This is a genomic window from Paraburkholderia phytofirmans PsJN, assembly GCF_000020125.1.
GTDB classification, from domain to species: Bacteria; Pseudomonadota; Gammaproteobacteria; order Burkholderiales; family Burkholderiaceae; genus Paraburkholderia; species Paraburkholderia phytofirmans.
Genome location: NC_010681.1, coordinates 2,503,663 through 2,526,578, shown reverse-complemented (window position 1 = coordinate 2,526,578; position 22,916 = coordinate 2,503,663). Strand labels below are relative to the sequence as shown.

21 protein-coding genes are annotated in these 22,916 nt (G+C 63.0%); 17 read left to right on the top strand and 4 right to left on the bottom strand.

From position 1 onward, the window contains the following. The first annotated feature begins 163 nt into the window (after positions 1 to 163). The 5 genes from BPHYT_RS11110 (at position 164) to BPHYT_RS11090 (ending at position 5,323) form a co-directional block, all read left to right on the top strand. Positions 164 to 2,137, top strand: coding sequence for a PAS domain-containing hybrid sensor histidine kinase/response regulator (locus tag BPHYT_RS11110; RefSeq protein ID WP_012433238.1), 1,974 nt, complete (start codon positions 164 to 166; stop codon positions 2,135 to 2,137). Positions 2,138 to 2,334: 197 nt separating this feature from the next. Further along, positions 2,335 to 3,513 (top strand): acyl-CoA dehydrogenase family protein, encoded by a 1,179-nt coding sequence (locus BPHYT_RS11105; RefSeq protein WP_012433237.1) that lies wholly within the window; start codon positions 2,335 to 2,337, stop codon positions 3,511 to 3,513. A gap of 24 nt (positions 3,514 to 3,537) precedes the next feature. Then, positions 3,538 to 4,143 (top strand): SAM-dependent methyltransferase, encoded by a 606-nt coding sequence (locus BPHYT_RS11100; RefSeq protein ID WP_012433236.1) that lies wholly within the window; start codon positions 3,538 to 3,540, stop codon positions 4,141 to 4,143. After that, positions 4,140 to 4,796, top strand: a complete 657-nt coding sequence (locus tag BPHYT_RS11095) for a glycosyltransferase (protein ID WP_012433235.1) — start codon at positions 4,140 to 4,142, stop codon at positions 4,794 to 4,796. The genes BPHYT_RS11100 and BPHYT_RS11095 overlap by 4 nt, the downstream gene beginning before the upstream one ends. A gap of 35 nt (positions 4,797 to 4,831) precedes the next feature. Further along, the gene (locus BPHYT_RS11090; RefSeq protein ID WP_012433234.1) at positions 4,832 to 5,323 is read left to right on the top strand and encodes a DUF421 domain-containing protein; all 492 of its coding nucleotides are present in this window, start codon (positions 4,832 to 4,834) and stop codon (positions 5,321 to 5,323) included. A gap of 10 nt (positions 5,324 to 5,333) precedes the next feature. Here BPHYT_RS11090 and BPHYT_RS11085 read toward each other — a convergent pair whose 3' ends face one another. Further along, the gene (locus BPHYT_RS11085) at positions 5,334 to 6,731 is read right to left on the bottom strand and encodes an MFS transporter (RefSeq protein ID WP_012433233.1); all 1,398 of its coding nucleotides are present in this window, start codon (positions 6,729 to 6,731) and stop codon (positions 5,334 to 5,336) included. Positions 6,732 to 6,960: 229 nt separating this feature from the next. Between BPHYT_RS11085 and BPHYT_RS38640 the strand changes: the two genes are divergently transcribed. Beyond that, positions 6,961 to 7,113, top strand: coding sequence for a hypothetical protein (locus BPHYT_RS38640; RefSeq protein ID WP_012433232.1), 153 nt, complete (start codon positions 6,961 to 6,963; stop codon positions 7,111 to 7,113). A 198-nt stretch (positions 7,114 to 7,311) separates the two neighbouring features. Here the strand turns inward: BPHYT_RS38640 and BPHYT_RS38635 are convergent, their stop codons facing one another. Next, the gene (locus BPHYT_RS38635) at positions 7,312 to 7,452 is read right to left on the bottom strand and encodes a hypothetical protein (protein WP_012433231.1); all 141 of its coding nucleotides are present in this window, start codon (positions 7,450 to 7,452) and stop codon (positions 7,312 to 7,314) included. A 26-nt stretch (positions 7,453 to 7,478) separates the two neighbouring features. Continuing rightward, positions 7,479 to 7,715: a hypothetical protein gene (locus BPHYT_RS11080; RefSeq protein WP_041758438.1), complete on the bottom strand. Its 237-nt coding sequence runs from the start codon at positions 7,713 to 7,715 to the stop codon at positions 7,479 to 7,481. Between the two features lie 230 nt (positions 7,716 to 7,945). Between BPHYT_RS11080 and mprF the strand changes: the two genes are divergently transcribed. The 5 genes from mprF (at position 7,946) to BPHYT_RS11055 (ending at position 16,002) form a co-directional block, all read left to right on the top strand. Next, positions 7,946 to 10,498 (top strand): bifunctional lysylphosphatidylglycerol flippase/synthetase MprF, encoded by a 2,553-nt coding sequence (gene mprF, locus BPHYT_RS11075; RefSeq protein ID WP_085966723.1) that lies wholly within the window; start codon positions 7,946 to 7,948, stop codon positions 10,496 to 10,498. After that, entirely contained in the window at positions 10,495 to 11,763 is a 1,269-nt protein-coding gene (locus tag BPHYT_RS11070) for a virulence factor family protein (RefSeq protein WP_012433229.1), read from the top strand. Before mprF ends, BPHYT_RS11070 begins: the two co-directional genes overlap by 4 nt. Positions 11,764 to 12,109: 346 nt before the next feature. Next, positions 12,110 to 13,684: a threonine ammonia-lyase, biosynthetic gene (ilvA, locus tag BPHYT_RS11065; protein ID WP_012433228.1), complete on the top strand. Its 1,575-nt coding sequence runs from the start codon at positions 12,110 to 12,112 to the stop codon at positions 13,682 to 13,684. A gap of 241 nt (positions 13,685 to 13,925) precedes the next feature. Further along, on the top strand, positions 13,926 to 15,104 hold the full coding sequence (locus tag BPHYT_RS11060; protein WP_012433227.1) for a 4-hydroxybenzoate 3-monooxygenase: 1,179 nt from the start codon (positions 13,926 to 13,928) through the stop codon (positions 15,102 to 15,104). 133 nt (positions 15,105 to 15,237) lie between these two features. Next, positions 15,238 to 16,002 carry a ParA family protein gene (locus BPHYT_RS11055; RefSeq protein WP_012433226.1) on the top strand — a complete coding sequence of 255 codons (765 nt, stop codon included), beginning with the start codon at positions 15,238 to 15,240 and terminating at the stop codon, positions 16,000 to 16,002. 39 nt (positions 16,003 to 16,041) lie between these two features. Here BPHYT_RS11055 and BPHYT_RS11050 read toward each other — a convergent pair whose 3' ends face one another. Continuing rightward, on the bottom strand, positions 16,042 to 17,292 hold the full coding sequence (locus tag BPHYT_RS11050; protein WP_012433225.1) for an Hsp70 family protein: 1,251 nt from the start codon (positions 17,290 to 17,292) through the stop codon (positions 16,042 to 16,044). Between the two features lie 277 nt (positions 17,293 to 17,569). On the opposite strand from BPHYT_RS11050, the gene BPHYT_RS11045 reads away from it, so the two are divergent. The 6 genes from BPHYT_RS11045 (at position 17,570) to BPHYT_RS11020 (ending at position 22,906) form a co-directional block, all read left to right on the top strand. Continuing rightward, a complete protein-coding gene (locus tag BPHYT_RS11045; RefSeq protein WP_041758982.1) occupies positions 17,570 to 18,706 on the top strand; it encodes a porin in 1,137 nt (378 codons plus the stop codon). Positions 18,707 to 18,869: 163 nt separating this feature from the next. Further along, positions 18,870 to 19,607 carry a GntR family transcriptional regulator gene (locus BPHYT_RS11040; RefSeq protein WP_012433223.1) on the top strand — a complete coding sequence of 246 codons (738 nt, stop codon included), beginning with the start codon at positions 18,870 to 18,872 and terminating at the stop codon, positions 19,605 to 19,607. A gap of 179 nt (positions 19,608 to 19,786) precedes the next feature. After that, a complete protein-coding gene (locus tag BPHYT_RS11035; protein WP_012433222.1) occupies positions 19,787 to 20,770 on the top strand; it encodes a substrate-binding domain-containing protein in 984 nt (327 codons plus the stop codon). Between the two features lie 33 nt (positions 20,771 to 20,803). After that, on the top strand, positions 20,804 to 21,802 hold the full coding sequence (locus BPHYT_RS11030; protein WP_012433221.1) for a tripartite tricarboxylate transporter substrate binding protein: 999 nt from the start codon (positions 20,804 to 20,806) through the stop codon (positions 21,800 to 21,802). 46 nt (positions 21,803 to 21,848) lie between these two features. Beyond that, a complete protein-coding gene (locus tag BPHYT_RS11025; protein WP_012433220.1) occupies positions 21,849 to 22,229 on the top strand; it encodes a VOC family protein in 381 nt (126 codons plus the stop codon). A 158-nt stretch (positions 22,230 to 22,387) separates the two neighbouring features. Further along, positions 22,388 to 22,906, top strand: coding sequence for a tripartite tricarboxylate transporter TctB family protein (locus BPHYT_RS11020; RefSeq protein WP_012433219.1), 519 nt, complete (start codon positions 22,388 to 22,390; stop codon positions 22,904 to 22,906). Positions 22,907 to 22,916: the final 10 nt, after the last annotated feature.

Genomic DNA, 22,916 nt, shown 5'->3' with positions numbered 1-22,916 from the left:
CGATCAGGGAGTAGCAATTGCGGGGCCCGGCGATCCAGACGGCGCTTTTCTCGACGCGAACGCTGGCGCTGGCCTTTCTCGCGGACCTCAGGTGAAACCATAGGCGAAGCAGGCGGCGATTGGCGGTGTATGCTTTTGGCCGTAGACCTTATTTTCGACCACAATGAAACAGCTTGATGTCCCTTCCGCCGGCGAGAACGGCAAGCCCGCCAAAGTCCCGGCCGCGGCCCGCTCGAGGGCGTCTGTCGAAATCGATTACTGGGCACTGCTGGAGGCAATCGAAGACTATGCGATCTTCCTGCTCGATCCGTCCGGGCGGATCGTGAGCTGCAACGGCGGGGGATACAAGCTGACGGGCTACTCGGAGCAGGAGATCGTCGGCGAGCACTTTTCGCGCTTTTATACCGAGGAAGCCGTGGCGCGCGACTGGCCCGCCTACGAACTGCAGCAGGCATCGCTGACCGGCCGCTTCGAGGACACAGGCTGGCGTAAGCGCAAGGACGGCACGATCTTCTGGTCGAATGTCGTGATCACGTCGATGCGCGACGACGCGGGCATACTCACCGGCTTTGCCAAGATCACGCGCGATCTCAGCGCGCAACGCGAGTACGTCGAAGCGCTGCGTCAAAGCGAAGAGCGTTTCCGTTTGCTGGTCGACTGCGTCAAGGATTACGCGATCTTCATGCTCGATCCGCAAGGCTACGTGGTGAGCTGGAATTCGGGCGCCGCGCGCATCAAAGGCTATACGCGCGAGGAAATCGTCGGCCGGCATTTCTCGACCTTCTACGTACCCGAGGAAGCGGCGGCGGGCAAGCCCGCGCGCGAACTGGCGATTGCCCGGCAGCTCGGCCACGTCGAGGACGAAGGCTGGCGCGTGCGCAAGGACGGCACGACCTTCTGGGCCAACGTCGTCATCACCGCGGTGCATGACGAATCGAACCGGCTGCGCGGCTTCGCCAAGGTCACGCGCGACCTGACCGAGCGGCGTCAGCGTGAAGAACTGGAACGTTCGGGCGAACGCATGCGCCAGTTTCTCGCGACCCTTGCCCATGAATTGCGCAATCCGCTGGCGCCGGTCCGCAACGCGATCGGCGTGATGCAACTCGAAACCGGCGTGAGTCCCACGCTGGCGCGTTCGCGCGACCTGATCGACCGGCAGGTCACGCACCTCACGCGCCTCGTCGACGATCTGCTCGACGTCGGCCGGATCATGTCGAACAAGGTCGAGTTGCGCCTTGGCCGTGTCGACCTGGCCGAGGTCATGGGGCGCGCGATCGAGGCCGCCCGGCCGTTTACGGACGCGCACGAGCAGCGGGTCGTCCAGCATATGCCCGATGAGCCGGTGATCGTGCGCGGCGACATGACGCGCCTCGTGCAGGTGTTGCAGAACCTCTTGCACAACGCCGCGAAATTCTCGCCGGTCGGCAGCGCCATCGAGGTCGCGGCGCGCATCGACTACCACATGGCCGTGCTCGAAGTGCGCGATGCGGGTTGCGGCATTCCTGTGCGTTCGCTCGACAGGATCTTCGAGCTGTTCGCTCAGGAAAAGGACGGGCAGAATGCCGGCGAGGGCGGTCTCGGCATCGGCCTCACGTTGTGCAAGTCGCTCGTCGAGCTGCACGGCGGCAGCATTATCGCGAGCAGCGAAGGGCCGGGCTGCGGCAGCACCTTTACGCTGAGTCTGCCGCTGGCCGCCGCGCTGCCCGAGGCGACGGGCGATGAGGCGAACGCAGCGGACACCGAAGTCGGGCCACTGCGCATTCTGCTGGTCGACGACAATCGCGATTCCGCCGACAGTCTCGCCATGCTGCTCGAACTCAAAGGCCACGAGGTGCGCATTGCCTACGAGGGCGAACAGGCGGTGCAGGTCGCGCCGCGCTTCGTGCCTCACCTCGCGGTGATCGACATTGCGATGCCGAAGATGGACGGCTACGAGACCATCGCGGCGCTGCGCGCGATGCCCGAACTCGCCCATACCCTGTACGCCGCCATGACCGGTTTCGGCCAGGCGAGCGATCGTGAGCGTACCCGCGAAGCCGGTTTCCATGCGCACCTCGTGAAGCCGGTTGCACTTGAGCTGTTCGATGCTTTGCTGGCCGACGTGGAAGCGCGGCGCAGCGAACGCGGTCCCGGCTAGCCCATCGACCGAGGCACGCTTCCTTCATACCAGCGTGGTTTGACGGCCTGCGTGCATCGGCATTCCTGATTCCTGAAGAAAAGTGGTGCGTGTCCCGGCGTTGGGCGCCGGAGGCACGCCACTTGCTGAGGATCTTTTGTGAGCGGCGGCCCTCGAGAGTCCGCCGGCAATCGATCGAACAGCTTCAGGGAGGCACGATGCTCGATACGCGTGATCGTGCGGCCGGCGTCAATGCGCGGCCGCCGCAAAGCTCCGCCATGGCCGCGTCCCGCGATTTCCATGCGGTCGCGAGCAGCACCCGGAAGGACGCGCAACCTGCCGGGTCGCTTGAAAAATTTCTGCGTGACACGCCTTTCGATCCCAACGACTCCGCCGCGCTCGGCGACGTGTTGCGCGCGCTGGTCGAACGCGGCTTTGACCGCGCGCCTTTTTCGCCCTTGCCTGGCCACGGCGAGACGCTCGTGCGCTGGCGCAGCCTCGCTGCGGTGGCCGCGTGTGATCTCGGGCTTGTCAAGCTGTTCGAAGGACACACGGATGCGCTCGCGATTCTCGCCGAGCTTCGCGGCCCCACGCCGCCCGCGGATAGCCGCTGGGGTGTCTGGGCCGCCGAGCCGCCCGATGCGCGCGTGCAGGCGCTCAAAGTAGGAATCCGAAGCGACGGCGCAGACCTTCGTCTCACCGGCACGAAGGCCTGGTGCTCGGGCGCGCGTGTCGCCACGCATGCGCTCGTTACCGCCTGGTTGGACGATGAGCCGGTGCTGGCGGCCGTCGCGATGAATCAGCCGTCCATTTCAATCGACACGTCGAAGTGGCAAGCGGTCGGCATGCAGGCCACGGCCAGCGCCGACGTGAGCTTCGATCACGCAGCGGCGACACTCGTGGGCGGCGCGCATGGCTATGTACAGCGTCCCGGCTTCTGGCACGGCGGCGCCGGTATCGCCGCGTGCTGGTACGGGGCCGCCGCGCAGATCGGACGGATGCTGCGCGACGCGTGCACGCAGCGCGTGGATCCGCATCGGCTCGCTCATCTCGGTGCGGTGGAGGTGGCATTGGCGGGCGCGGCCGCAGTATTGCGCGAGACTGCCGCGCACATCGACGCCAATCCGCTAGCCGATTCGCAGCGCGAGACTATGCGCGCGCGTCTCGTGGTGGAAGAGGCGTCGACTGCCGTGATGAATCACGCGACGCGTACGCTGGGCGCCGGCCCGTTGTGCCGCAACGCGCGCTTCGCGCGTGCGCTGGCGGATCTGCCGGTGTTCCTGCGGCAGAGCCACGCCGAGCGCGATCTCGCCGCGCTCGGCGAACTGATCGCAGCCGCGCAAGCCGCCGACAATCACGACGATGCTGATGCCGGAGGTGCCCCGTGGACGCTCTGACGTCATGCACGGAGGGCCGTTGACATGAGCTCGCCGGCTACCTACTTCGATGAACTCTATCGGCACAGCGACGATCCGTGGAAGCTGCGCGAAGGCTGGTACGAGAGCCGCAAGCGTGCGCTGACGCTCGCGCTGCTGCCGCGTCCGCGTTACCAGAACGCCTTCGAACCCGGCTGCGCGAATGGCGAACTGACCGTCGAGCTGGCGAAGCGCTGCGACAGGCTGCTCGCGGCGGATCTGCATGAGCGCGCGGTGGAACTGGCGCGCGAGCGCGTCGCCGGCATAACGCACGTGCGTGTCGAACAGCGCACGGTGCCGCGTGAATGGCCGACCGAGGCCGGCCCATTCGATCTGATCGTGATCAGCGAATTCGCGTATTACCTCGATTCGGCGGAGCTTGAAACGCTGGCTTCACGGATTGCCGCCTCGCTCACCACGGACGGCACGTTGCTCGCCTGTCATTGGCGCCGGCCCTTCGCCGAAGCGCTCGAAACCGCCGATGCCGCGCATGCGCTGTTCGATGCGCGCTGCGGCCTCACGCGTCTCGCGCATCACGATGAAGCCGATCTGCTGATCGATGTCTGGTCGCGCGACGCACGCTCGGTTGCGCAACGCGAGGGGCTCCTATGATCGGCGTGATCGTTCCGGCGCATAACGAAGAGGCGTTGCTCGCGTCTTGTCTCGCTGCCTTGATCGCTGCTTCGCGCCATGAGGATCTGGCGGGCGAAACGGTGCGCATCGTGGTCGTGCTCGACGCATGCGACGACTTCAGCGGCGCGATCGCGCGGGCCTACGGCGTCGAGACGCTCACGCTGAAGGCGCGCAACGTCGGCATTGCGCGCGCGACCGGCGCGGACTTCCTGCTCGCGGACGGCGCGCGCTGGCTCGCGTTCACCGATGCCGACAGCCGCGTCTCGTCAGGCTGGCTGGTCGCGCAGCTTTCGCTGGATGCGGACGCAGTGTGCGGTTCGATTGCAGTCGACGACTGGACCGCGCATCCGCACAGCGTGCGCGAATATTTCCGCAAGACTTACGTGGATGCAGACGGTCATCGTCACATTCACGGCGCGAACCTCGGCGTGTCGGCCGATGCCTACCGGCGCGCGGGCGGCTTTCCGCCTCTCAAATGCAGCGAGGATGTCGCGCTGGTCGACCGGCTCATCGCGATCGGCGCGCGCATCGCGTGGAGCGCGGCGCCGCGCGTCATTACGAGCGCGCGCGCAGCGGCCCGCGCTCGGGGCGGCTTCGGCGATACGCTTGCTTCGTGGGCGGCGGCCGGATAAGCGGTCGTCGCTTGCTGTCAAAGGAGGGCGACGTGATGGAAGCGACGTTGCTGCTATTCGGTCAGGGCAGGGCGCTTGACCCGCTGCAGATGGCCATGCGCGCGATTGTCGTGTTTCTGATCGCGCTGGTGCTGATCCGGATTTCGGGCCGGCGCTCGTTCGGACAACGCTCGCCGTTCGATTCGGTGGTGGTCATTCTGCTCGGTGCGACATTGAGCCGGGCCATCGTCGGCGCGTCGCCGTTTATCGCCACCGTGGGCGCTTCGTTCATGATCGTCATCTGTCACCGGGCGCTGGCGTGGGCGTGCATGCACTCGCGCGCGCTGGAGCGGCTAGTGGGCGGCGTCGAGCGCGAGGTGTTCAGCAACGGTGAGTTCAACGAGCGCGAGATGGACGCCGCGCTGATCAGCCGAACCGATGTCCAGGAAAGCGTGCGGCAGAAAACCGGCTCACGTTCGATGGAAAACGTGGCCGCGGCGATTCTCGAACGCAACGGCGAAGTGAGCGTGATCCGCAAAGAGGCGTGAATCGAACCGGTCAACCCCGGCCGCCGCGCGCGATTTCCTCGCCGGCGCCGCGCGGCATGCGCAGCGTGACCGGAATCGACGCGAACGAGCACAGCCCGACCACCAGAAACGCCGGCCAGAAATCCGACCATGTGATGCCCGGATGCCCATGCAGCACGCGCGAGATCTGCAGCACGATACCGCCGATCGTCACGCCGAGGCCGAGCGACATCTGCTGCACGACGCTGCCGAGACTCGTGGCGCGGCCCACGTCGCGGCTCGCGATTTCCGCGTAAGTGAGCGAGTTCAGACTCGTGAATTGAAGCGCCGGGAAGAAGCCGCCGAGCAACACGACCACCCAGATGATCCAGGTCGGCGTGCCGGGGAAAAACAGTCCGCAGGCCGCGATCGAAAGTCCCGACAACGCGGCGTTCACCACCAGCACCGAACGGAACCCGAAACGATGCAGCACGCTCGCGGCGACCGTGCGCATGAACATGCCGCCGAACGCGGACGCGCAGGTGATCAGGCCGGATTCGAACGCGCTCATGCCGTGACCCTCCTGCAGCATCAGCGGCAACAGGAACGGCAGTGCGCCGAGACCTATCCGGAACAATGAACCGCCGAGCACGCTTGCCTGGAACGTCGGCACCTTGAAGAAGCGCAAGTCCAGCAGCGGCAGCGGGACGCGCTGCGCGTAGGCGATATAGCCCGCGAGCAGAACCGCGCCGCATGCGCACATGCCGAACGCGTCGCGATTCGAGATCAGTTCACCGCCGACCAGCGACAACCCGAGCAGAAGCAGCACCGCGCCCGCCGCCGACAGAAAAAAACCGATCCAGTCGAGCGGGCCGGGATCCGGCTCGCGTGTGTTGGCGATGTGCTTGTTGGTCAGATAGATGCCGAGAATGCCGATCGGCACGTTGATGAAGAAAATCAGACGCCAGTGCAGATAGGTCGTGATGAAGCCGCCGAGCAGCGGCCCCGCGGCGGGACCGAGCATGGCGGGGACGCTCAGATAGTTCATCGCGCGGATGAAGTCCGCCTTGTGCACCACCCGGAAGATGATGATCCGCCCGACCGGCACCATCATCGCGCCGCCCACGCCTTGCGCGAAACGCGCGAGCGTGAAGGTGGCGAGAGAATTCGACGCCGCGCACAGCAGCGAACCCGTCACGAAGATGCCGATTGCCGTACGGAAGATCGTGCGTGCGCCGAACCGGTCGGCGAGCCAGCCGCACACGGGGATGAACACGCCGAGCCCAAGCACATAGCTCGTCACTGCGATTTTCAGCGTGACCGGATCGCGCCCGAAGTCGCGCGCCATGGCGGGCAGCGCGGTCACGATCACGTTGGCATCGACGCTTTCCATGAACATCGCGCACGCGACGATCAAGGGCGCAATCAGGGCTTTCTGAACGGCGGTCATGAAGGCGGGCTGCGGCGAATGGTCGCGGGCAAAGGGGTCATTATTGCACCTGTACGGTGCGGATTGTTAAAAGTGCGGCAGCCGATGTCACCCTTTTTTGAGATTGGGACGGCTGTGCAGGTGACCGTCGGGCAGAGGCCTAAGGTTTTATTGATATTTGTTGCAGTGCGGCAGGAGATCGTTATAATCGGGTTATTGCCTAGGTATAAACCCTATACAGGAGTCCGCCATGAACACCGCTTCCAATGCTTCCGCCGTCCGCGCTGCCGTCCCCGCCAACAACACGTTCTTCGGCAAGCTGCGCGCCCTGGCCCTGCATGCGCTGAACCTGCATCTGCAAAACTGCGCCGTGATCGCGGAAGCGCATCGCCGTCCTGAGTAAGAGAAAGGCCGCGCCGCATGCGCTGACCGATAGAGCGGGGCGCGGACATGCGCAGCGTGTGCTGCGCGATCCGGTTCCTCAGTCATTCGAATCTCGTTGCAGCGGCAGCACGCGCGTAATTTGCGCGTTTGAGCGGCTTTCGTGACGCCGCTCGAGTTCCAATCTCGTACGGCACCGGACCGTACGTCGTGGCCTGGTTCAGTCGCGAGCGCGGCTCGACACCGTCGCTGCGGTCTTGCGTTCCTTGGTCGCTCTCGTGGCCAGCGCGCTCATCAACAGCGCCATCGACACCAGGCCGACCAGATACACGCCCGCCATCATCCAATCCTGTTCCGCCATCTTCATTCCCCTTCAAGTACCGAATTTCACCCGGCAAATGCGCCGCGTTTCACTGAGCTATTGCTCTCGATTACGGCACGCGAAGAGAAAATCTTGATGCCGTGCTTCAACACATCGAGCGATACGGCATGCGCATGCGATCGACGCGACGTCGAATCTTCATTCTCAGCGCGCAAATAGCGTTTAAACTTCAGCCCCTTGTCAGCTATCAGGCGCGCCTCGCTCGCGCCGCAATCGGCAATATCGACCGCATATTCACGCAAATCGCCGTGGCGCGCCGCGCGGCGCTTTCAAATCCAATGGCGTTATCAGGTTAAACCCCCGCAATACGGCTGACGCTGTCAACCTTTTTACCCCTGTGCCGTTATCCATTTGTAATCGCCATTAGCCGGCGATGCCGCGGCAGACGATCCGTCGTCGCAACAGCTCCAAGCAAGGCCCAGCATTGACCATGTTCCATCGATATAACTATAAATTCGACCGGCTAGGCGCGATGTTCGACCGGGCGTCGAAAACGCTCGGCAACCGGGCACTTCTCTCGCCCCTGCTCGCGCTTGGAATTGGCGCGTTGCTGCTGGTCGTCTTGCAACACCTCTCGCAAGCAGTCGACTATCGCTCGGTGATGCGCGAGTTGCGTCGACTGACGGCCGGCGAATGGAGCGCCGCGCTCGGCGCCACCGCGCTCAGCTACGTGGCGCTGGTCGGCCGCGATGCCGTCGGGTTGCGCTATCTGGGCGCGGCCGTGCCGCGTGTGGCGCTGTGGATCGGCGCGACGGCGGGCTCGGCGCTGGGCAACGCCACCGGTTTCGGCGCGCTGACCGGAGGCGCCGTGCGCGCGCGGGTCTACAGCGTGGCGAGCGTCACGCCCGCGCAGATCGGCCGCATGACGGTGTTCACGAGCGTGTCGCTCGCGCTCGCACTGGTGCTGATGACGGCGCTCGGCATGGTCGGCGTGGCCGGCACGCTCGCACCGATGCTGCATCTCGAACCGCTTACGCTGCGTTGGACCGGCGTGGCGCTGCTCGCCGCGCTCGCCTCGGCGGCGGCCGCCTGCCGCGGCGAAACGCGCCCGGTGCGCACGCGCTGGCAGTGGCTCTCGTTCGATATCCCCGCACGCCGCGATCTGCTCGCGCAAGTGGCGCTCGCGGTGCTCGATGTGGTGGCCGCCGGCCTCGCCTTGTGGGCGCTGCTGCCACATGCGGACGTGAGCTTTGTGACCTTCATCACGGTGTACGCCGCGGCCATGCTGCTCGGCATGATCGGCCACACGCCCGGCGGCGTCGGCGTGTTCGAAGCAGCGATGGTGTTCACGCTGAACGGCAGCGTGCAAACGCATCAGATGGTTGCGGCCTTGCTCGCGTATCGCGCGATTTACTTCGGTGTCCCGTTGATCGTTTCGGCCGCGCTGCTCGCCGGATTCGAAGGGCGCGCGCTGAAAAGCCGTTTGCCGCTGCAACATGCCGCTGCGGCGTCGAAGCTCGCGCCGCTGTTTCTGAGTCTCGTCACCTTCGTGGTCGGCGGCATGCTGGTGATTTCCAGCGCGACGCCCGCGTTCTGGCAACGCATTCACATGCTGCGCAACGTGCTGCCGCTGTGGGTGCTCGAAAGTTCGCAGATGCTTTGCAGCGTGCTGGGCGTGCTGCTGCTGTTCGTCGCGCGTGGTTTGCTGCGGCGCCTGGACGCCGCGTGGTGGATGACGCTTCTGCTGGCGGTGCTGAGTCTCGCGTTGTCGCTGACCAAAGGTCTCGCGTTCGTGGAAGCCGGCGTGCTCGGCATGCTGGTCGTGTTGCTGCTGTCCACGCGCAGGCGTTTCAACCGTCATTCGTCGCTGTTCGCGGAGCGCTTCACGGCGGGCTGGCTGGTGTCGGTCGCGATGGTGCTGATGCTGGCCACCTGGGTCATGCTGTTTGCTTTCCGCGACGTGCCGTACACGCGCGACCTGTGGTGGCAATTCGCCTTCGACGAACGCGCGCCGCGTGCATTGCGCGCGACGCTGGCCGCGAGCCTGTTCGCTGCGACGTTCTCGTTCTGGCAGCTGCTGCGTCCCGCGCCGGGGCGCTTCGTCAAACCTGCGCCGCAAGATCTGCACGACGCGGCGCGCATTGTGCGCGCGCAGGAACGCAGCGACGCCGGTCTCGCACTGATGGGCGACAAGAGCTTCCTGTTCTCCGAGTCGCGCAAGGCTTTCCTGATGTACGCGAAATACGGCCGCACGTGGGCCGCTTTGCACGATCCGGTGGGTCCGCGCGAAGAGTGGGCCGGTCTGATAGGCAAGTTCGTCGCGCTCGCGCACACGCACGGCGGCCGCGCTGCGTTCTATCAGGTGCGCGCGAACGCATTGCCGCTTTACCTCGATGCCGGCCTCACGCTGATGAAGCTCGGCGAGGAAGCGCACGTCGTGCTCGACGATTTCGACCTGAAGGGCTCGCATCGCGCGCATCTTCGCTATGCGTTAAAGCGTGGCGAGCGCGATGGCTTCACCGTCGAAGTGATCGATCAGGCGAACGTGCCCGCGTCGCTCGACACGTTGCGCGAGATTTCCGACGGTTGGCTCGACAGCCGCGACGCGCGCGAAAAGAGCTTCTCGGTGGCCGCCTTCACGGACGAATATCTCGCCGCGCAATCGGTGATGCTGGTGCGTCAGAACGGCGAGCCCGCTGCTTTCGTCACTTTCATGACGACCGACATGAACACCGAGGCGACCGTCGGCGTGATGCGTCATGTGGAAAGCGCGTCGCCGTATGCAATGGAATATCTGTTCACGCAACTGGCGCTGCATCTGAAGCAGGCGGGATTCCGCTCGCTCAGTCTCGGCATCGCACCGCTCTCCGGCATGCAGCCCACGCCGCTGGCGTCGCGCTGGCACCGGTTCGCCGGCATCGTATGGCGCTTCGGCGGCCGTTTCTATAACTTCCGCGGACTGCGTGCTTTCAAAAGCAAGTTCCAGCCGCATTGGGAGCCGCGCTATCTCGCGGCGTCGGGTTCGGTCGGCGTGTTCTTCACGCTCGCGGACCTGTCATTGCTGGCAGGAGGCCGGCGTTCATGACATTGCATTCGTTGTTCAAGCTCGCTCTCGCAGCGAGCCTCGTGACCGGTGGCGCGCTCGCGCACGCGGCAACCACCACGGTGCCCGGCGGCCGTTATGGCGACGTCACGGTCACTCAGCCGACTGGACCCGGTCCGTTACGCGGCTTCGTGGTGCTGTACTCGCAAGCGAGCGGCTGGAGCGCGGCGGATCAGCAGAGCGCCGATGCGCTCGCCAAGGCCGGTGCGTTGACCGTCGGTGTCGACACGGCTCGCTACGCCGCCAATCTGGCCGCGAAGAAAGAGGCCTGCCATCAACTGGTGGGCGATGCGGAAGCGTTGAGCCATCAGCTCGAACGGCAGTCGAAGTCGAGCCATTATTTCGCGCCGATCGTCGCGGGCACGGGTCAGGGTGCCACGCTCGCGATGCATGTGCTCGAACAGGCGCCGTCGAATACGATTGCCGGCGCGGTCGCGGTGGATGCCGAGCACACGCTCGATGCACGCTTTCAGCCTTGCCCGCCGGACCCGACGATTATCCGCGACAAGGTGCCCGGTTTCGTCGAAAAGGCGGCCACGGGCAATGCGGATCGCGCGCGCCTCGTCGCGTTGCTCACGCCGCATTTGCAGGCCGTGTCGACGAGCGACGACGACGTTTCCGATCTGCCGCTCATCGAATTGCCGGCGGCGCATCCAAACGGCCTGATGGCCATCGTGATTTCCGGCGACGGCGGCTGGCGCGATCTCGACAAGACGATCGCGCAGGCTTTGCAGAAAGACGGCGTCTCCGTGATCGGTTGGGACAGCTTGCGCTATTTCTGGAGCGAGAAGCCGCCCGCGCAAACCAGCCGCGACCTCGCGCGCGTGATGCAAACCTACGGCGCGCGCTGGAATGCGCAGCATATTGCGCTCGTCGGCTATTCGTTCGGCGCGGATGTGATGCCGTTCGCCTATAACCGTCTGCCGGAAGCGTTGCGCGCGAAGGTCTCGCTGATCGCGCTGCTCGGCTTCGCGCCCGATGCCGATTTTCAGATTCGCGTGGGCGGCTGGCTCGGCATGCCGGCAAGCGACAAGGCGTTGAAGGTCCAGCCGGAATTGACGCGCGTGCCGCCCGCCATCGTGCAGTGCTTCTACGGCGAGAACGAGAAGGACACCTTGTGTCCGACGCTGACCAAAACCGGCATCGAGGTGATTCGCACGTCTGGCGATCATCACTTTGGCGGCGATTACAACTCGCTTGAAAAGCGCATTCTCGACGCCTTCAGGAAGCAGAGCGGGGTGCATTGATCGTCGCATCGCGCAGACTCGGCGTCGTAGTCACGATGTTGTTCGTGACGGCGGGCGAGCGTGGTGGCGAGCGCATGTGGCAGTCATGCGGATAACTCGCCGCGGTGAGCATGGCAATTAGCGGGGATTGACAAAGCGCCTCAAGTCAACGAAGATCGAACGCATGAACTGCCTCGACATCCGTATTGCGCTGATTATTAGCATCATTCATCGAATGGTGGGTTAGCGCGCGTCGGATAGCAGTGACACATAACCCGCCCCACGAGGCGGGTTTTTTTATGTCCGCTTGCAGCCTGCCTCCTGGTGAACTCTCTGCTGATTCGTCCTTGCCGCACAGGAGCTTGCCTTGTCGTTACACCAACTCAAACAGGTGGCCGAAGCCGCCGATAGCGTCGCGCTGCGCCACGACTACCTGAAAAAAACCCTGACCGCGCGCGTCTACGACGTGGCCCGCGAGACCGAACTCGAACGCGCGCCGAATCTGTCGGCACGTCTGCGCAATCCGGTCTATCTGAAGCGCGAGGACAACCAGCCGGTGTTCTCGTTCAAGGTGCGCGGCGCGTACAACAAAATGGCGCATATTTCCGCTGAAGCGTTGGAACGTGGGGTGATTACGGCGTCGGCGGGCAATCATGCGCAGGGCGTGGCGCTGTCGGCGGCGCGTATGGGCGTGAAAGCGATCATCGTGGTGCCGGTTACGACGCCGCAGGTGAAGGTCGACGCGGTGCGCGCGCACGGCGGCCCGACCGTCGAAGTGGTGCAGTTCGGCGAATCGTATAGCGACGCGTATGAGCACGCAGTAAAGCTGCAAAAAGAGCGCGATCTGACCTTCGTGCATCCGTTCGACGATCCGTATGTGATCGCCGGCCAGGGCACCGTGGCGATGGAAATTCTCAGCCAGCATCAGGGGCCGATTCACGCGATCTTCGTGCCGATCGGCGGCGGTGGACTGGCGGCGGGTGTGGCTGCATACGTGAAATCGGTGCGGCCCGAGATCAAGGTGATCGGCGTGCAGACCGATGATTCGTGTGCAATGGCAGCATCGCTGAAAGCCGGTGAGCGGGTCACGCTGAATGAGGTCGGTCTGTTCTCGGACGGCACGGCGGTGAAACTCGTCGGTGAAGAAACCTTCCGCCTGTGCAGCGAATATCTCGACGACGTGCTGCTCGTGAATACCGACGCGCTCTGCGCCGCGATCAAGGACGTCTTCCAGGACACCCGCAGTGTGCTGGAGCCCGCGGGCTCGCTGGCCGTGGCCGGCGCCAAGCAGTATGCGGAGCGCGAAGGCATCGAGAACCAGACGCTGATCGCGATCACGTCGGGCGCGAACATGAATTTCGACCGCATGCGCTTCGTGGCCGAGCGCGCCGAAGTCGGCGAAGCGCGCGAAGCGGTGTTCGCCGTGACGATCCCCGAAGAGCGCGGCAGTTTCCGCCGCTTCTGCGAACTGGTCGGCACACGCAGCGTCACCGAATTCAACTATCGTATTGCGGATGCGAACTCCGCCCATATCTTCGTGGGCGTGCAGATCAGGAATCGCAGCGAGTCGGCGCAGATCGCGGGCGCGTTTGAAGCGCACGGCTTCGCCACCGTCGATCTGACGTTCGACGAACTCTCCAAGCAGCACATCCGCTACATGGTCGGCGGGCGCTCGCCCTTGGCACACGACGAACGTCTGTTCCGCTTCGAGTTTCCCGAACGGCCAGGCGCGCTGATGAAATTCCTTTCGTCGATGGCGCCGAACTGGAACATCAGCCTGTTCCACTATCGCAACCAGGGCGCGGACTATAGCTCGATTCTGGTCGGCATCCAGGTGCCGGATAGCGAGAACGAGGCGTTCAACAAGTTTCTCGCCACGCTCGGCTATCCGAACTGGGAAGAGACGCAGAACCCGGTGTATCGACTGTTTCTTGCGTCGTAGTGCGGCTCGGGGTTTACCTTTATCAGAAGGAATGCAACTCGAAGGATGAGCCGTCGAACGAATGGGCCACAAGCCCCGTCTGGACGGCGTTAGGGCCCGATTGCGCTGACCGGCTGCACGTGCCCGACCACGGCTGCTATCTTTAAATTAGATACGGCCTATCCGCCATATCGCGTTGCGCGATACCGCACGTGATCGTCACACTGAGCGCAAATCTAACGCCGCATTCAGGAGACAACTCATGCGTACCCAAGTTGGCATCATCGGTGCCGGGCCTGCGGGCTTGCTGCTTTCCCATCTTCTCCACTTGCGCGGCATCGACTCTGTCGTACTCGAGTCGCGCAGTCGCGATCAGATCGAATCCACCATCCGTGCCGGCGTGCTCGAACAAGGCACGATGGACCTGTTGACTGAAGCCGGCGTCGGCGCGCGGATGAAAGCGGAAGGCGCGCTGCATCACGGCTTCGAGTTGGCTTTCGAGGGCAAGCGGCGCCGTATCGATCTGACCGGACTCACGGGACATTCGATCACGGTCTACGCGCAGCACGAAGTGATCAAGGATCTCGTCGCGGCGCGCGTGGCCGACGACGGCAAGCTGCGTTTCGGCGTCTCGGAGACGTCGATTCACGGCATCGATACCGATACGCCGTCGATCCGTTATCGCCACGAAGGCGAAGCGTACGAATTGCAGTGCGACTTCGTGATCGGCTGCGACGGCTCGCAAGGTGTGTCGCGCGCATCGATTCCCCATGCGTTGCGCAGGGATTTCGAACGTGTGTACCCCTTCGGTTGGTTCGGTATCCTGTGCGAAGGGCCGCCGTCATCGGACGAATTGATCTACGCGCGTCACGAGCGCGGCTTCGCGCTGATCAGCACACGCTCGCCGAACGTGCAGCGCATGTATTTCCAGTGCGATCCGAAGGACTCCGTCGAGAACTGGTCCGACGACCGCATCTGGGCAGAACTGCATGCACGAGTTGACTCGCATGACGGCCAGCAGATCGTCGACGGCAAGATCTTTCAGAAGAACATTGTCGGCATGCGCAGTTTCGTATCGAACACCATGCAACACGGCCGGCTGTTTCTCGCGGGCGACGCAGCGCATATCGTGCCGCCCACCGGCGCGAAGGGGATGAATCTGGCGGTGGCCGACGTGCGCGTGCTGACCGAGGCGCTGAATGCGTTCTACGTGGAGAATCGCACGGATCTGCTCGACGGTTACAGCGCAACAGCGCTCAAACGCATCTGGCGCGCCGAGCATTTCTCGTACTGGATGACCAGCATGATGCACCGTATCGAGGGTGCGTCGCCTTTCGAGCAGCAGCTTCAGGTGGCCGAACTCGAATACGTGACGACCTCGCGCGCGGCGGCCACCGCGATGGCGGAAAACTACGTCGGCATTGCAGGCGCTCAGGCGTAAACGGGCAGGGCGCCTGGCCGGATTGACACAAGCAAACGCCTTCAAAAACTATTCATAGGGACGCACCTCGCGCTGTCATTTTGCCAGGGTAAGCTGTGCCTTTGGTGCGTTCTCAATATAGGGGCAGAGGTCAATGCGGCGTGTGATATTCAACCAGAAGGGCGGTGTGGGCAAATCGACCATCGTATGCAACCTGGCGGCCATCAACGCCAGCGAGAACTTGCGTACGCTAGTCATCGATCTGGACCCACAAGGCAACTCCAGCCAGTATCTTCTCGGCAAGCAGGCCAGCGATCTCAAGCCCAACGTCGCGGACTTCTTCGAAACGGCTTTGAGCTTCAGTTTCCGGCCGACACCGGTCTCGACGTTCATCCACCCCACGCCGTTCGAGAACCTCCATGTGATGCCCTCGCATCCGGATCTCGACACGCTGCACGGCAAGCTCGAATCGCGCTACAAGATCTACAAGCTGCGTGACGCGTTGAACGAACTGGATGAGTACGACGCGATCTACATCGACACACCGCCGGCGCTGAATTTCTATAGTCGCTCAGCGCTGATCGCGGTGGAGCGTTGCCTGATTCCGTTCGACTGCGACGACTTCTCCCGTCGCGCGCTGTACACGCTGCTCGACAACGTCAAGGAAATTCAGCAGGACCATAATCCCGGACTGGAAGTCGAAGGAATCGTGATCAACCAGTTTCAGCCGCGCGCGAGTCTGCCGCTTCAACTGGTCGAGGAACTGATCGGCGAAGGCTTGCCTGTGCTGGAGTCGCGACTGTCGACGTCCGTGAAGATTCGCGAGTCGCACCAGTATGCGAAGCCGATGATTCACTTCGATCCCCGTCATAAGCTCGCTCAGGAATTCGTGGCATTGCATCGGGAATTGATCGACTAAGCGGCGCCGCGGGGCCACGTCATCGAGACAAATCTGCCGCTAGCCAAAGACCCGTTTTGCGTGGATGCCGAGACCGGTGGCCACGCTCGCTAGCGGATCGCCGAACACGAGCTCGGCTTCGGGAAACGCACCCGCAATGGCGCGGGTCAAGGAGGCGAGGCCCGTCGATCCGCCGGTGAAATAGACGGCATCGACCTTGCCCGCAGCGATGCCGGCCAGCCGCGCCGTCTCCCGCGCGGCGTGAACAATCCGCGTTCTTTCCTCGCGCGTGGCGTCGACGAGTTGCTGTTCGTCGAAAGCGACGCTCAGGCCCGGCTCGATCGGGTCGATCTCGATCAGCGTATCGCCGCCAGCCGCAATCGCAATCTTTGCCCGTTCCGCACTCGCGGCGAGCGCATGGCCGAGCCGCCGGTCCACCACTCGCATCAGCCGGTCATGATGAAGCGGGTTCCGGTACAGATGGCGCATGAGCCGCAGCTCGGTTTGCCGCTTGGGCGTGTAGAGCGAGTTGATCAGATGCCACGTCGCCAGATCGAAATAGGCGCGATTCGGTATTTCACGTCCTTCCTTGTCCAGGCTGCGGTAACCGGCTTCTCGCAGAATGGCAGCCAGTTCAACCCGCCGGTCGACATCCGTTCCCGCAACGTGCACACCGTGATGCGCAAGCACGTCGTCCTTGCGATCCATCCTCGACATTCGCTGCGGACCCACTTGCACCAGTGAGAAGTCCGAGGTGCCTCCGCCGATGTCGGCGACCAGCACGACTTTCTCTTCTCCGAGCCGCGATTCGTAATCGAAGGCCGCGGCGAGCGGCTCGTACTGGAATTCGAGGTAGCGAAAACCCACTGAGCGGGCGGCGGCCTCGAGCTGCCGTTGCGCGCGAGCGTCGGCGGCCGGGTCGTCGTCGATGAAAAACACCGGGCGGCCGAGCACCGCGCGATCGACCGGCGCGCCAAGACGTGTTTGCGCACAGCCCTTCAGATGCCCGACGAACATCGCGATCACGTCGAGATACGCGATTGCCGATCCGTCGCCCAAAGCTGTGCTGGATTCCGCGATGCCCGTCCCGAGAATGCTTTTGATGGCGCGCATCAGGCGGCCGTCGAAACCGTCGACGTAGGCCGCCAGTGCGGCGCGTCCGAATGCGTGAGTGTGGTCGTCGCTGTTGAAGAAGATGGCCGTCGGCAGGGTGGTGGCGCCTTTTTCAACGGAAACGAGTGCGATGCAGTCGCGATCCGGGACCGCAACGGCTGAATTTGAAGTGCCGAAATCTATTGCGCAGTAAGCCATATCGATGCCGAGTGTCAGGAAAACCCTGGGTGTGTAAAATGTTGACATTTATCATAAAACCTTCGACACTCCGTTTCAAGTTGTGACGCATCAGCGGAACCGGCTCTGGCGGCGGGTTGCGTCGCCGCAACGTGGAAGTGCGGAATTCGGCTGTAAGGCAGTTGAAGGTGGAAGTTCAAGGGCAGCGGTGGAGGCCGAAACCCGAATCGAGGAATTCCTTTCAATCAGATATAAAAATTAGGAGACTTAAGTGAACACCCACAAGGCTCAGAAGCTGATGTGCGCCGTAGCACTAGGAGGGTTGGCTGGCGCGGCCCACGCGCAGAGCAGCGTGACTCTTTATGGATTGATCGACGCCGGCATCAGCTACGTCAACCATGCGCAGAACGCCTCCGGCGGCAGTTCCAGCCTGGTCAAGTTCGACGACGGCATCAACGGCGGCAACCGCTGGGGTTTGAAGGGCGCGGAAGATCTGGGCGGCGGTTATAAGGCCATTTTCACGTTGGAAAGTGGCTTTGGTCTTGCCGACGGTTCGATCAGCCAGGGCGGCGCGCTGTTCGGCCGGCAGGCTTTCGTGGGCATATCCAGAAGCGGCGTAGGCTCGTTCACGATGGGCCGCCAGTATCCGTTCTCGCACGACTACCTGAACCGCTATTCGACCGGCGGCCTCACTGCCGGCGACGCTTACGCGTATCACATCGACACGCTCGATCTGCTGACCTCGGTGCGGATCAACAACTCGGTGAAATTCGACAGCGTGCGCATGTACGGCTTCAAGGTCGGCGCCATGTACGGCTTTTCGAATGCGGCGGGCGAGTTTGGCGGCTCGGACGGCGACAACGGCAAGGGCGGCTCGTCACGGACCTACAGCTTCGGCGTCGACTACAAGAATGGGCCGTTCAGCATGGGCTTCGCCTATACGGACATCACGTATCCGTTGCAGGAAGTGCCCCCGCTCAAACTGACGCTCGCCAATCTGGATCCGCTTGGCGAACGGGATTTGCGCACCTTGGGTCTGGGCGCCAAATATCAGTTCGGCAAGGTACTCGGCTACGCGCTATGGACCAACACCCGGCTCGAGAACCTGGACCACACGGCCGCTACGCTGAACATTTACGAGGGCGGCGTGGTGTATCAGGTCACCGCGCCGCTGGAGGCCGCGTTGGGCTATACGCGTACTCAGGTTCGAGGGTCGTCGACGGGCACGTGGAACCAGATCAACAGCAGTGTCGAGTATTCGCTGAGCAAGCGCACCAGCGTGTATGCGCTCGCCATTTACCAGAAGGCGTCCGGGAACAACGACGGTGTGCCGGTTCAGGCAATGATCGGCAAATCGACGAGCTACTTCGGCAACTCGGGCAGCGATGCGCAGAACCAATTGGCTTTCCGGATCGGCATGCGGCATCGGTTTTGAGGGCTGGGCGCACGAGCATGTCGTACGTTGGCGAATGGATCTGACGTGAAAATGTCAGTGAGATGGCACACGTGTCAGGCCCGCTGCACGGGCGTTTCGCAGGGATGAGATCGTGAAAAGTAAAGTGTTGACATTTTTCAGGGTGCCACATAGACTCGTTTTCATGGAAACTGATCACATCTCCCCAACCGTCTCTCTGGCTGATTTCCGGGCGCATACACTGACCGGCGTCGTGCAACACGAGATCGAGCGAATGATTCTGAGCGGCGAGTTGAAGCCGGGGCAACGGCTCAACGAAAAGGCCGTGGCGGACAAGCTTTCGGTGAGCCGCGGGCCGGTGCGCGAGGCATGCCGCGCGCTTGCCGAACTCGGCCTCGTGTATTTGATCCCGCAGCGAGGCGTGTTCATTCAGCGTGTCACGCGTGACGATGCGATTGAAGTCTACGATCTGCGCGCGGGACTCACCGCATTGTCGGCGTCGTTGCTCGCACCGCTCCTGACCGACGACATGGCGACGCAGCTCGACGCCTATGTCGACGAGATGCAGGAGGCCGCGCAGAAAGGCGATTTTTCGCGCTTCGATCCGTTGAATCTCGAGTTTCACGACTACATCGTGCGATCGACGGGCAACTCGCGATTGATCAAGCTGTATCGCGGCTTCGTCAAGGAATTCCATCTGTTCCGCGTGCATGGAATGGTTCAGCGCGGCGCGTTGCTGCAGTCGAATGAAGAGCACCGTGAGATCGTCAACGCGCTGAAATCCCGCAATGCGAGCCTGAGCTACGAGATGAGTTTCAGTCACGTGTCGAAGGGCAAGGAGCGCATGCTCGTCGCGTTGGACGGCATGGTGAAATCCGGCGAAGAAGCGGTGGCGCCGCCTGCCACGGATCAGATCGCCTGACGAAGCGAGTCATAGGAAAACCAAAGTAGCACCGCGTTCGACGAGCGCGGATTGATGGGTGCCCAACGTTGAGTCGGGCGCATGAGCATTAATTTGCACTACGAATGACGTGAGCACATTTCAGCTTGTTTTAAGCACTATTCCCCAGTTTCTATACCAGCCTACGGCGCTTCACTTCTATGCTTGAACTATCGCTGGCTTGTCAGATTACCGACCGCACACGTGCGCTGCTCGACGGAAAGGTCGCGATCGACGGATGCAAGATCAACTTCGTGAATGGGCCCGCCGAGGAACTCTTTCAACGCGCGTTCCGTCATGGCGAATTCGATATCTCGGAGTTGTCGCTCGGCACGCATCTGTTGACCACCGCGCGTGGGCAAACCAGTTATATCGGCGTGCCGGTGTTTCTGTCGCGCTCGTTTCGTCATTCCGCAATCTACATCCGCAACGATCGCGGTATCGATTCTCCCGAGGCGCTAAAGGGCCGCCGCATCGGCGTGCCCGACTTCCAGCAGACGGCGGGCATCTGGGTGCGCGGCATGCTCGCGGACGAATACGGTGTGAGCAGCCGCGACGTGCAATGGGTGATCGGCGGCCTGGAGCAGGCGGGCCGCGAGGCGCGCGTGCCCTACAACCTGCCTTCCGCAATTCAGGTGGAACCGATCGCCGCGGACCAGACACTCGCGCGTCTGCTCGATAAAGGCGAGATCGATGCACTGATCGCGCCGAAGCCGCCATCGTGCTTCGGTCGCAATGAACACGTGCAGCGGCTCTTTCCCGCTTTCCGCGAAAACGAGGAAGCGTGGTTTCGCAAAACACGGCTGTTTCCGCCCATGCACATGGTCGGCATTCGCCGCTCGCTCGTTGAGCAGCATCCGTGGTTGCCGGTCAACGTGTTTGCCGCGTTCAGGAAGTCGCGCGATATCGCCCTCGGCGAACTCGCGATCACCGACACGTTGCGCGTCATGCATCCGTGGATCACATCAGAATACGAGTGCGTCAAATCGCTGATGGGCGACGACTACTGGCGCTACGGTCTGAAAGAGAACCGTCCCGACCTCGACACGTTGCAGCGTTATGCGAAAAGCGACGGCCTGATCCAGGACGAGGTGCCCATGGAGAAACTCTTCGCCGCCAGCACCTTCGACGCATTCAATTTTTAAACCGCAATAGAGCACCATAAACAGGAGACGAAAGTGAAGAGGAGGCTTGAGACATCGAGTGTCGCGCGAGGCATCTGTGTTGCGTTGCTTGCAGCGTGCGCGACGCTCGCCAATGCCGCGGACGCATGGCAGCCCCGGCGCCCGATCGAGATCGTGGTGCCGAGCGCGCCCGGCGGCGGACTCGACCTGGTCGCGCGTACGTTGCAGAGTGTGATTCAGCAGGAGAAGCTCTCGGCCAAACCCGTGACGGTGATCAACCGTCCGGGCGGTGGCGGCACGGTGAGCATCGCGTACATCAATTCGCACGAAGCCGACGGCCACTTCGTCACGGTCCAGGCGCTGCCGCTGATCACCAACCGGATCACGGGTCTTTCCACGGTAGGCATCGACGACGTGACGCCGCTCGCCGTGTTCGTCACTGAACAGGTGGTGTTCTCCGTGCCGGGCAATTCGCCTATCAAGTCGGGCAGCGATCTCGTGCAGATGCTCAAGAAAGACCCGACCAGCGTCACGCTCGGCGTGTCGAGTTCACCCGGCGGCCAGAGTCACGACGCCGCGGCCTTGGTAATGAAAGGCGCGGGTCAGGATCCGAAGAAGATGAAGGTCGTGTTCTTCGACTCTGGCGGCGAAGCGTTGACCGCGCTGATGGGCGGCCACGTGACCGCGTCGGCGACGCCCGCCGGCGTGGTGCTGGGACCGAGCAAGTCGGGCAGCGTGCGCATGATCGCGATCCCCGGCGGCGCGCGTCAAGGCGGCGAACTCGCGAACGTGCCGACCTGGAAAGAGCAGGGCATCAATGTGGACTTCACGACCTGGCGCGTGCTGGTCGGCCCGAAGAACATGACGCCCGCCGAAATAGCGTGGTGGGACAACGTATTGCAGAAGGCCACCGCATCGCCGGAATGGGCGGTCGCCGTGAAGCGCAATCTCTGGACCGCCGACTACAAGAACAGCACTCAGACCCGTGCTTTCCTTCAGGGCGAGCGCAATCGCCTGACCCCTCTGCTTGGCGAGCTCGGCATCGCGAAGTAGCGAATCTTTCTTTTAACCCGCAGTACCTATCGACATGGAGATCCATATGTCACGCATCGTTCACCTCGCAGTCAAGGTCGACGACCTCGAGCAGGCCACCCGTTTCTATACCGAAGTGTTCGGCTTCACGGAAGTGAAGACCGGCCGCAATCGCGAACACATCTCGCGTCACATGACCGATGGTCACATCGACTTCACGCTGATGAAGTACGACAGCGAGGACTCGCACGAAGCGCAGATTGCCGGCGCCGGACCGCGTCTGCACCACTGGGGCGTGACGGTCGACGACCAGGAAGCCGCCGCCGAAAAGATCAGGCAGTACGGTGGTGAGATTCTTTCGGCAAAGGGCGAGGGCGCGCTGAAGTTCCGTGCGCCGGACGGCACGATCGCCGAAGTGGTGAAGCCGGGCCGCTACAACGAGAAGTGATGCGGCGCTGTCGTTGCTGACAGGCAGAGCAGCGCATGGGGACAACCCGGCGCAAGCGAATCAACGAGCACGACTACGCGAGTCCCACGCGGACTGGGCGAACCTGAGAGGATCACCTTGGTTGGCGAGCCTCTCAGGAGTCGAACTCTGGAGGAGACATGAAAAGCATCAGAAGCGACGTATGGCTCGCATTCTGCGCGATGGCGCTCGCCGTCGTGTACCTGTACATGGACATGCGTCTGCCGGAAGTCCGGCTGAGCGACCCGCTCGGGCCTAAGGCGTTTCCGGCTCTCGTCGGTGTGGGACTGATCGCCTCGGCAGTCGTTCTTCTGCTCGAAGGGCGCGGCAAGGCGCATGCGAAAGCGGTCGAAGCGCCTCCCGCACAAACAGCGGCCGACGCAGAGCCCGCGCTTGTGAACCATGCAGTACCGGAGCCGAAGCAACGTCCGTTCATTCTGATCAGCATGGTGGTCTGGACTGCCATCTATTACCTGTGTTTCGAGCCTGTGGGCTACGTACTCTCGACCTCGGTCTTTCTGTTTGGCTTGCTCAGCTATTTCAACCGCCAGCGCCACAAAACCAATCTTGCCATCGCGCTCGGCGTGACCGTGGTTTTCGATCTGCTGTTTTCCCAGCTTCTCGGCGTTCCGGTGCCGACCGGCCTTCTCCCATTTTGAGGCGTTCGCA

What these genes read in the sequence shown, in the direction of transcription:
- BPHYT_RS11070 (WP_012433229.1), top strand. Translation starts at nt 10,495, where the DNA reads ATGACATTGCATTCGTTGTTCAAGCTCGCTCTCGCAGCGAGCCTCGTG.
- BPHYT_RS11020 (WP_012433219.1), top strand. Translation starts at nt 22,388, where the DNA reads ATGAAAAGCATCAGAAGCGACGTATGGCTCGCATTCTGCGCGATGGCG.
- BPHYT_RS11110 (WP_012433238.1), top strand. Translation starts at nt 164, where the DNA reads ATGAAACAGCTTGATGTCCCTTCCGCCGGCGAGAACGGCAAGCCCGCC.
- BPHYT_RS11050 (WP_012433225.1), bottom strand. Translation starts at nt 17,292, where the DNA reads ATGGCTTACTGCGCAATAGATTTCGGCACTTCAAATTCAGCCGTTGCG.
- BPHYT_RS11095 (WP_012433235.1), top strand. Translation starts at nt 4,140, where the DNA reads ATGATCGGCGTGATCGTTCCGGCGCATAACGAAGAGGCGTTGCTCGCG.
- mprF (WP_085966723.1), top strand. Translation starts at nt 7,946, where the DNA reads ATGTTCGACCGGGCGTCGAAAACGCTCGGCAACCGGGCACTTCTCTCG.
- BPHYT_RS11035 (WP_012433222.1), top strand. Translation starts at nt 19,787, where the DNA reads ATGCTTGAACTATCGCTGGCTTGTCAGATTACCGACCGCACACGTGCG.
- BPHYT_RS11085 (WP_012433233.1), bottom strand. Translation starts at nt 6,731, where the DNA reads ATGACCGCCGTTCAGAAAGCCCTGATTGCGCCCTTGATCGTCGCGTGC.
- BPHYT_RS38640 (WP_012433232.1), top strand. Translation starts at nt 6,961, where the DNA reads ATGAACACCGCTTCCAATGCTTCCGCCGTCCGCGCTGCCGTCCCCGCC.
- BPHYT_RS11105 (WP_012433237.1), top strand. Translation starts at nt 2,335, where the DNA reads ATGCTCGATACGCGTGATCGTGCGGCCGGCGTCAATGCGCGGCCGCCG.
- BPHYT_RS11025 (WP_012433220.1), top strand. Translation starts at nt 21,849, where the DNA reads ATGTCACGCATCGTTCACCTCGCAGTCAAGGTCGACGACCTCGAGCAG.
- BPHYT_RS11100 (WP_012433236.1), top strand. Translation starts at nt 3,538, where the DNA reads ATGAGCTCGCCGGCTACCTACTTCGATGAACTCTATCGGCACAGCGAC.
- BPHYT_RS11040 (WP_012433223.1), top strand. Translation starts at nt 18,870, where the DNA reads ATGGAAACTGATCACATCTCCCCAACCGTCTCTCTGGCTGATTTCCGG.
- BPHYT_RS11055 (WP_012433226.1), top strand. Translation starts at nt 15,238, where the DNA reads ATGCGGCGTGTGATATTCAACCAGAAGGGCGGTGTGGGCAAATCGACC.
- BPHYT_RS11045 (WP_041758982.1), top strand. Translation starts at nt 17,570, where the DNA reads ATGTGCGCCGTAGCACTAGGAGGGTTGGCTGGCGCGGCCCACGCGCAG.
- BPHYT_RS11090 (WP_012433234.1), top strand. Translation starts at nt 4,832, where the DNA reads ATGGAAGCGACGTTGCTGCTATTCGGTCAGGGCAGGGCGCTTGACCCG.
- BPHYT_RS11060 (WP_012433227.1), top strand. Translation starts at nt 13,926, where the DNA reads ATGCGTACCCAAGTTGGCATCATCGGTGCCGGGCCTGCGGGCTTGCTG.
- BPHYT_RS38635 (WP_012433231.1), bottom strand. Translation starts at nt 7,452, where the DNA reads ATGGCGGAACAGGATTGGATGATGGCGGGCGTGTATCTGGTCGGCCTG.